Below are 8,156 nucleotides of genomic sequence, written 5' to 3'. Positions count from 1 at the left end.
GCAACACGATACGACAAACTAAAGAGAAATTATGAAAGTATGGTTGCCATGGCATGCGGGTATCTGTGGCTACCTGTGTGAAATGTCAACAGACCCTAAATATCAAGCGGCAATATGTGTGCTATTGATAAAATTATTCCGCTTTTTCAAAATGTAATATATCTCTCTTGCGATATAACGTTTAAGACATCGAAGTGCATCAAGTTTCGTGTTGCCTTGTGTTACACGTTTCTCAACGTACTCTTTTGTTTTAGCGTCTGTTCTTAGTCGCCCTATAGCAATAATATGCAACGTACTGTTTGCTGCTCTATCACCTCCACGATTCAGTCTGTGTCTATTGATCTTGCCTGATGAGGCTGGAATTGGATTTACACCGTACAGTGCTGCAAAGCCAGCCTCAGACTTCAATCGTTCTGGATTGTCTCCAGCGGTAATCAATAGTTGGGCAGCAGATTCATATCCAATGGCTTTGCCTGAAATCAGCTCAGGAGCAAGCTCATCAACAATGGCTGAGATCATCACATCCAAATCCGCAATCTCATCATGTAACTCCAAATATCTACGTGCAAGCGATTTCAATGCAATTTTGTATGCAGTGGAAATATCACGATATCCACCCAGATCTGGTCTCCAGGCGGCAAGAGTACGGATTAATTGCATGCGAGTCATTGTGCGTAGGTAATCACAAATCGACTCAGGTGCAAAGAATAATATTCATTTCGATCATTTGCAGTGCGATGCGACGAGCTGCAATAGCGGCCTTCCTGCTACCTTGAGAACCCGTAACGATTCCACCATGCCGTCACGAGTTTTAGGTGTCACGGTGCGTATCCCCGCGAATACTGCGTGAGCTGCATTCTCCGCATCGATTGCGTTGTCTTTGCCGCGCTTGCGCCGTCTGCTTTATCAAGCGAGGTGACTTCTAAAATTTCAATATCAAATTGTTGTAGATACCTTAGCAGACCTGCACCATAAGTCCCAGTACACCCTACACCAATTACGTTTGACTTCACCAAAGGATTGTATCCAATTCAACATTGATTTATAACCTTGTCGCGTTGTTGGGAAAGAACTGCTGGCAAGCACTCACTCATATGCATCGACTACAGCTGCAAAATGAAGGTTTTTGTGTGTATCGACTCCCCCAACGATGATCTGATGATTGGATAATGATTGATTACTCATTCTCAGTCCCCCTATTTTCAAATAATGTTAATGATAGGGATTCACCGAAACCGATTGCCAGGACAGGACAAGACAGTAAAGAGATAAGCGATCAGGCCCTTCTTGGGTCACAGGCAAAGGCGAGATGAAACCTCATCGCCAGAAATTGCTAAGTAACCGACAGATCCGAGGAATGACACTAACGATGGTCGGTCAGAGTGGGGATCAGGAAACCAGGCAACCCTTACGTCGCCAGAACTCTGATAATTACTTATATTGAAATCTGGTACATATATTCTTATCGTCATAATTCTGTCACACATTTAATTTAACATAAGTCTAATATCACTTCATTGTATCTATATTATCAACAATACAGTTCATCTGTTGTTACTTATTTTTTATGCATTTAGTGGATATTATTATCATTAAGAAATTAATTTAACCAAGATCAAATCATATTAGCAGAGCTAATGTATTAAAAATAATAATCTTATTACAATAATCTTAATTATGTTTGATTCTAGGAGACAGAGTAGTCACCATGTATAGCTGACAAATTAGCTATTAATATGTTTCCTAGAGAGAACGTATTGACCATATATATAATATGGCTATTCTCAGCAAAATAACTAAACAACAATCTTTGAAGGTGAAAGGAGTGAAATTTAAGTTATCTAGTGGAGGTATCATTATGAAGGTAAGATCCTTTTTGTTGCCTGGACTGATACTCGTGTTTTTGTCTGCCTGTGCACAAATGAATCCTATGGGAAATGTTCAAAATAACGAAATCCATAATGCTAACCGACTTGCCATAGATTACAAAAATCATGATGCTTTAGCAAAATATCACGAAAATATAGCTAATGAGATGCAAGCGAAATTACAAGAGCAAAAGAAACGGCTTCAGGAGTATGAAGATCATAATTATTATTATGGTAGGAAAGGTCTAGATCTCAAATCTCATGCCACGGCCAATATTCGCTATTATGAGCAATCATTAGAAAAGAATTTAAAAGAAGCCGCCATTCATCGCAAAATGGCAAAAGAACAAAAAGAACTCAATTACACTGACGCAGACGAGCACAATTCTGATTCAATAATCTCTAAAAAGACTCTAAAAACCAACTATAGAAATTGAGCAAGCTGCACCATTAACAGCCGTTATCGTAGCTTGCCTTATAATTTCTACAATTTCATATAAGTGCCTTCCAAGAAAGGAGTCTGGAATTATTCTAGTTTCTTGAGAGCGAAGAATATTTTTATTCGTAAAGGCAGCCATTGTTAAAAAGGCAGTAAAAAATCAAGTGAAAACAGAACTTGATCCTTATGGCCGTTAAAAGGTCTGTAAGTAGCTGCCTTATAAGCTTCAACCCTATCATAGCGTATGTTGGAACGGATAGTAAGTTTTTGTAATAACTCCCATTTAAGTTTCAGCGCCTTAGCTATCTTCCAGTTCATCCCAACAGTGACTGCATAATAATCAGCAGGTGTAATCGTTACCCTGTTGATATCGCCTGCAAAACTGACGGCTCTTCCATCAACAACATTGGTGGCAGCTGCGATCCTGAAAGGGGAAGGATTACGAAAACCATCTACGTCACGATACCATTCCCCTCGAACACCCACTGACAAATCACTCGTTAAGTCATAATATAGATGTGTGATAAAGCTATACCATTCTGCATCTTTAACAACATTGGTGAATTTCAGATTATTCAACAAAACCCCACCGGCATGACCATACACATGATGGAGCACCAGCAGGGTTCTAGGCGTAATCCTGTGCCGTAAAACAATGTTATAAAATCCCCAGGGTTCGCTGCTTCGTGTAGAAGTTTCGCTATAAGTACCGGAGAGATGGAGGGTAGTATTACGATTATCACTGGTCCAAGTAAAACCGGCAATTCCACCCCAGTTACCCAATTCTTTATCCCATCCACCGTCCCAACCACCCATAGCACTGCCAGTAATTGCGCCCCCCATGATTGACCAATTCTCATTGAGATTATAGTTTGCCAGTAAACCTGTATGGGTAAAAGGCTCACCGATATTCAAGGTATAAGCGCGTGAATAAAAAAAGTTGTCAGGCGCCGGAACTGTCTCAAAACCTGTTGGGGTATAGAAGTGACCTAACTTGACATTGAGTCCATTTCCAATGGGTGCGTAAACCTCTAAGTAAGTTTGTGGAAGTGCGATACCGTAGGTACGTGTCGAAGAACAGCATAAATCCAGATCCCAATTACTTCTCTTTAATGGCTCCCCAGTATTGACATCAAAAGCTGGCACACCAAAAGCCTGAGTGAAAATAGCGTCTGTACCAAACATGAAATCGAAGCGACCACCAATATCCCATGCATCTCCCATTGATACCACAGGGCGCCGCATAAACACATTAAATTGATTGAGCTGAAACTTATTGGCTTGATCATTAAAAATGACAGGACCATTGAATCCATCTCTCTGTCTGGGATTAAAAGTTGCACCCGCATCAATCCAGCCACCAAATTCTATTCTGCTATCCCTAAGAAAGTTTATTAGATTATTAGCTCGAAGGTTATCACAGGGCAAAGCGATAAACAGCATACTGACTGTTAGGACAATTAACAGCCATTTTGGGTATTTAAGCATATATTCCAACTTAGCAACTACTCTGCAAAATCAAGGATAAAAAGCTATGCCACTTCTAATAGTTGAGAGTTGCTCACCCTAATACTGCAAGTGGAGCAACTCATTAAGGCAGGATATTATGGAAACAGTTATTAACTGTAGTCAGTCATTTAAAGAAATATACCCACTGCATTTTATCTTGGCATGCTCTGTTTTACTTTCTTTCGTGAGGCGCTCAAATTGCTTATTAAATTCTTAATTATCTCTCAATAAACCAGAATCCACCAGAGCAATCCTCTACCCTATTTGTGCTGGTAGCAGTTCTCTCACCTACAACCTATTGCCTTTTGATGAACCAAGTCGAACAAAATACAAAAAATCAATCCAATACCATACTTAGTTTTTTTCTGAAAAAAATTCACGCGCTTTTTCCATCCATGATTTTGCCCGTGGGCTATGACGGGAATCATCTTTCTGGCTAATATCCTCGAGTTCATGTAATAACTCTTTCTGACGTGATGTTAGATTAACAGGTGTTTCCACTACGACATGACATAGGAGATCACCAGCAGCATGGCTACGGACACCTTTTATTCCCTTACCTCGCATGCGAAAAATCTTGCCAGTTTGCGTTTCTGGAGAAATCTTGATCTTTGCATGACCGTCCAGTGTTGGCACCTCAATTTCCCCACCCAATGCTGCTGCAGTAAAACTGATGGGTATTTCACAGTGTAAATCATTACCATCACGCTGGAACACAGGGTGGCTTGATAAATGAATGACAACATACAAATCTCCTGGCGGGCCACCATTAATCCCTGCTTCACCCTCGCCAGACATGCGAATGCGATCACCTTCATCAACACCTTCTGGGATCTTAATACTCAGTGTTTTATGCTGCTTGACTCGACCCACACCATGACACGATGAACATGGCGTAGTAATCATTTTGCCACTGCCATGACATTTGGGGCATGTTTGCTGAATAGAGAAAAAGCCTTGTTGCATTCTGACCTGACCATGTCCATCACACGTCATACAGGTTTTAGGTGAAGTCCCAGGCTTGGCACCATCACCGTGACAAGTATCGCAAACTACCATAGTAGGAATGCGAATTTTGGTTTCGGCACCACGAGCAGCTTGCTCCAAGGTAATCTCCAGGTTATAGCGTAAATCGGCGCCACGCTGAATATGAGATCGTCCACCACCACCACGCATACCAAAGATATCAGTGAAAATATCACTGAATACATCACCAAATCCATGCGCTCCCGCTCCTGCCGCACTGGCATCTACACCTGCATGACCATACTGGTCATATGCCGCCCGTTTACTGGAATCAGACAGTATCTCATAGGCTTCTTTAGCTTCTTTAAAATGCTCTTCGGCCTTGGCATCACCAGCATTTCGGTCTGGGTGATATTTCATAGCCAGCTTACGATAAGCTTTTTTTATCTCACTTTCATCAGCATCTCTGCCGACACCGAGAACGTCATAGTAATCGCGTTTACTCATAAAAGTTTCCGACTGTCAGAATATAATCAAAGCAGCACAATTTATTTGCCAAATATTTTGCTAGATATATTGGAATCCCGATTTAATTCTGATTTTAAAAGTTAATAATATTTCGATAAACACCAAAACGCAGAGTAAGCAAGGAATCCTTTTTTACCCTTGCATCTCTGCGTCCTGGCACCAATACAATAAACTGGAAAAACTATTTCTTGTCTTTCACTTCTTCAAATTCAGCATCAACCACCTCACCTTCTACTGTCTTCTCCTCTTTCTTAGCAGAGGCTGATTCAGCTGTCGATTGTGTTGATTGTGCCTGGGAATAAATCTTTTCTGCCAGTTTTTGAGAAGCTTCGGTCAGCGCTTGGGTCTTTTTATCAATAATATCTTTATCATTCGATTTAAGCGCTTCTTCCGCTTCTTTCAGTGCAGCTTCAATTTTTGATTTTTCATCCGCCGCCAGTTTATCACCATACTCTGTCAGCGATTTTCTGACTGAATGAATCATGGCATCACATTGATTACGGCTATTGACAAGCTCCAACGCTTTCTTGTCTTCTTCAACATGCGTTTCAGCGTCCTTGACCATACGTTTAATTTCTTCTTCCGACAAACCAGAACTCGCCTGTATCTTGATTTTGTTTTCCTTACCGGTCGCCTTATCTTTAGCTGACACATGCAAAATACCATTTGCATCAATATCGAAAGTCACTTCGATTTGTGGCATACCACGTGGAGCAGGTGGAATATCCGTCAAGTTAAATTGACCCAAACTTTTGTTGCCGGATGCCATTTCCCGTTCACCTTGCAGCACATGAATCGTCACTGCAGTCTGACTATCGTCTGCTGTTGAAAATACCTGCGCTGCTTTGGTCGGGATAGTGGTATTCTTCTGGATCAGTTTGGTCATGACACCACCCAGGGTTTCAATACCCAACGACAAAGGCGTCACATCCAGCAACAATACATCCTTGACCTCCCCTTGCAAGACACCGCCTTGTATACCCGCACCGATTGCAACAGCTTCATCAGGGTTGACATCCTTCCGCGGCTCTTTACCAAAAATCTCTTTAACTTTCTCCTGCACCTTAGGCATGCGAGTTTGTCCGCCTACCAGAATGACATCATCGATCTCAGAAAAGGGTAAGCCAGCATCCTTGATTGCTATACGGCATGGTTCGGCTGTCCGCTCAATCAAATCTTCAACCAGGCTTTCCAATTTGGCACGGGTAATCTTTATGGCGAGATGTTTCGGTCCTGAAGCATCCGCCGTAATGTAAGGCAGATTGACTTCTGTCTGCTGGCTAGAGGACAACTCAATTTTGGCTTTCTCTGCCGCATCTTTCAAACGTTGCAGCGCAAGGATGTCTTTTTTCAGATCGATACTGGTTTCTTTCTTAAATTCATTGACCAGATATTCAATCACCCGCGAGTCAAAATCCTCACCTCCCAGGAATGTATCCCCATTGGTAGCGAGTACTTCAAATTGATGTTCACCTTCTACTTCTGCAATCTCGATAATGGAAATATCGAAGGTACCGCCACCTAAATCGTATACAGCGATCTTACGATCGCCTTCTTTCTTATCCATTCCAAAAGCCAAAGCTGCAGCAGTCGGCTCGTTGATAATGCGTTTAACTTCCAATCCGGCAATCCGGCCTGCATCTTTGGTAGCCTGACGCTGCGAATCATTAAAGTAGGCAGGCACTGTAATCACAGCCTCCGTTACTGGTTCTCCCAGATAATCTTCAGCAGTTTTTTTCATTTTCATCAGTATTTGCGCTGAAATTTCAGGTGGCGCAATCTTTCTTCCACGCACTTCGACCCAGGCATCATTATTATCCGCGCGGACAATACTATAAGGCACCATCTTAATGTCTTTCTGTACCATTTCTTCGTCAAAGCGGCGGCCGATAAGCCGTTTTATGGCAAACAGGGTATTCTTAGGATTGGTCACAGCTTGTCGTTTAGCAGCAGCGCCTACCAGGATTTCATTATCATCCGCATAAGCTACAACAGAAGGCGTTGTTCGTGCACCTTCAGAATTTTCAATGACTTTGGGCTTACCACCCTCCATTACAGCTACACACGAGTTAGTGGTACCCAAGTCGATACCGATTATTTTTGACATACTTGCTCGATCCTTTAATAGGTTAAAACGAAGAACTTATCTAATATCCGGAAGTGGAGATTTCTACTGAAATTTCAAGTATCTTTAGCTTTCGAGACGGCTACCATCGCCGGACGAATTACCCGATCATGCAGCATATAACCCTTCTGCAATACTTGTGTTACCGTATTCGGGGGAAGATCTGATTCCACCATACACATTGCTTGATGCTGATGGGGATCAAATTTCTCGCTATTTGGATTGATGGATTTAATATTAAATTTCTCGAAAACAGCAGCCAACTGCTTCTGTGTCAATTCCACGCCATTTTTAAAATTTTCCAGAGTCGTATTCTCAGCCGCCAGCGCAGCTTCCAGACTATCCATCACTGCCAGTAATTCATTCGAAAATTTTTCAATAGCATATTTATGTGCATTGGTAATATCTGACTGAGCACGCTTACGGATATTCTCGGCTTCTGCTTTGGCGCGCAACCAAGCATCATGATGTTCAGCTGCTCTTAACTCGGCCTCTTTCAATAACTCCTCAAGACTGGGCATCATCTCTACTTGTGACTCGGTCTCTTTGGTACTTCTCTCTTTGGAAGCCTCAGCTTCATTTGTTTCACCACTTACCGATATCAACTCTTGTTCATCTGTTTGCGATTTGTTTGATTCTTGCATACTTACCTCTTGTTTTGGATAGTTAAATTGGGGCAGTTATTCCAATAAATTAGGGCAGCTATTTTAATAAATTGAGG

General features: G+C 41.8%; 5 protein-coding genes and 2 pseudogenes. 2 read left to right on the top strand and 5 right to left on the bottom strand.

Annotated features, from left to right (window positions below):
• A pseudogene (locus tag BLV54_RS15535) lies at positions 1-81 on the top strand (IS5/IS1182 family transposase); the annotation flags it as partial.
• Between the two features lie 21 nt (positions 82-102).
• On the opposite strand, the pseudogene BLV54_RS09040 reads toward BLV54_RS15535, so the two are convergent.
• A pseudogene (locus BLV54_RS09040) lies at positions 103-1,185 on the bottom strand (IS110 family transposase).
• A 673-nt stretch (positions 1,186-1,858) separates the two neighbouring features.
• Between BLV54_RS09040 and BLV54_RS09035 the strand changes: the two are divergent.
• On the top strand, positions 1,859-2,305 hold the full coding sequence (locus BLV54_RS09035; protein ID WP_176969725.1) for a hypothetical protein: 447 nt from the start codon (positions 1,859-1,861) through the stop codon (positions 2,303-2,305).
• 143 nt (positions 2,306-2,448) lie between these two features.
• Here BLV54_RS09035 and BLV54_RS09030 read toward each other — a convergent pair whose 3' ends face one another.
• From BLV54_RS09030 to grpE, 4 genes are all read right to left on the bottom strand, one after another.
• The gene (locus BLV54_RS09030; protein WP_090570877.1) at positions 2,449-3,795 is read right to left on the bottom strand and encodes a porin; all 1,347 of its coding nucleotides are present in this window, start codon (positions 3,793-3,795) and stop codon (positions 2,449-2,451) included.
• A gap of 375 nt (positions 3,796-4,170) precedes the next feature.
• Positions 4,171-5,289: a molecular chaperone DnaJ gene (gene dnaJ, locus BLV54_RS09025; protein WP_090570874.1), complete on the bottom strand. Its 1,119-nt coding sequence runs from the start codon at positions 5,287-5,289 to the stop codon at positions 4,171-4,173.
• Between the two features lie 202 nt (positions 5,290-5,491).
• Positions 5,492-7,417 carry a molecular chaperone DnaK gene (gene dnaK / locus BLV54_RS09020; RefSeq protein WP_090570871.1) on the bottom strand — a complete coding sequence of 642 codons (1,926 nt, stop codon included), beginning with the start codon at positions 7,415-7,417 and terminating at the stop codon, positions 5,492-5,494.
• A gap of 74 nt (positions 7,418-7,491) precedes the next feature.
• A complete protein-coding gene (gene grpE, locus BLV54_RS09015) occupies positions 7,492-8,079 on the bottom strand; it encodes a nucleotide exchange factor GrpE (protein ID WP_090570868.1) in 588 nt (195 codons plus the stop codon).
• Between the last annotated feature and the right edge of the window lie 77 nt (positions 8,080-8,156).

The sequence above is a fragment of the Nitrosomonas sp. Nm33 genome (assembly GCF_900107265.1).
In the GTDB taxonomy this organism is placed as follows: Bacteria; Pseudomonadota; Gammaproteobacteria; order Burkholderiales; family Nitrosomonadaceae; genus Nitrosomonas.
This window is presented reverse-complemented; position numbering and strand designations above follow the sequence as displayed.

Coding starts and splice junctions, on each gene's coding strand:
- BLV54_RS09035 (WP_176969725.1), top strand. CDS start 1,859: ATGAAGGTAAGATCCTTTTTGTTGCCTGGACTGATACTCGTGTTTTTG.
- BLV54_RS09030 (WP_090570877.1), bottom strand. CDS start 3,795: ATGCTTAAATACCCAAAATGGCTGTTAATTGTCCTAACAGTCAGTATG.
- dnaJ (WP_090570874.1), bottom strand. CDS start 5,289: ATGAGTAAACGCGATTACTATGACGTTCTCGGTGTCGGCAGAGATGCT.
- dnaK (WP_090570871.1), bottom strand. CDS start 7,417: ATGTCAAAAATAATCGGTATCGACTTGGGTACCACTAACTCGTGTGTA.
- grpE (WP_090570868.1), bottom strand. CDS start 8,079: ATGCAAGAATCAAACAAATCGCAAACAGATGAACAAGAGTTGATATCG.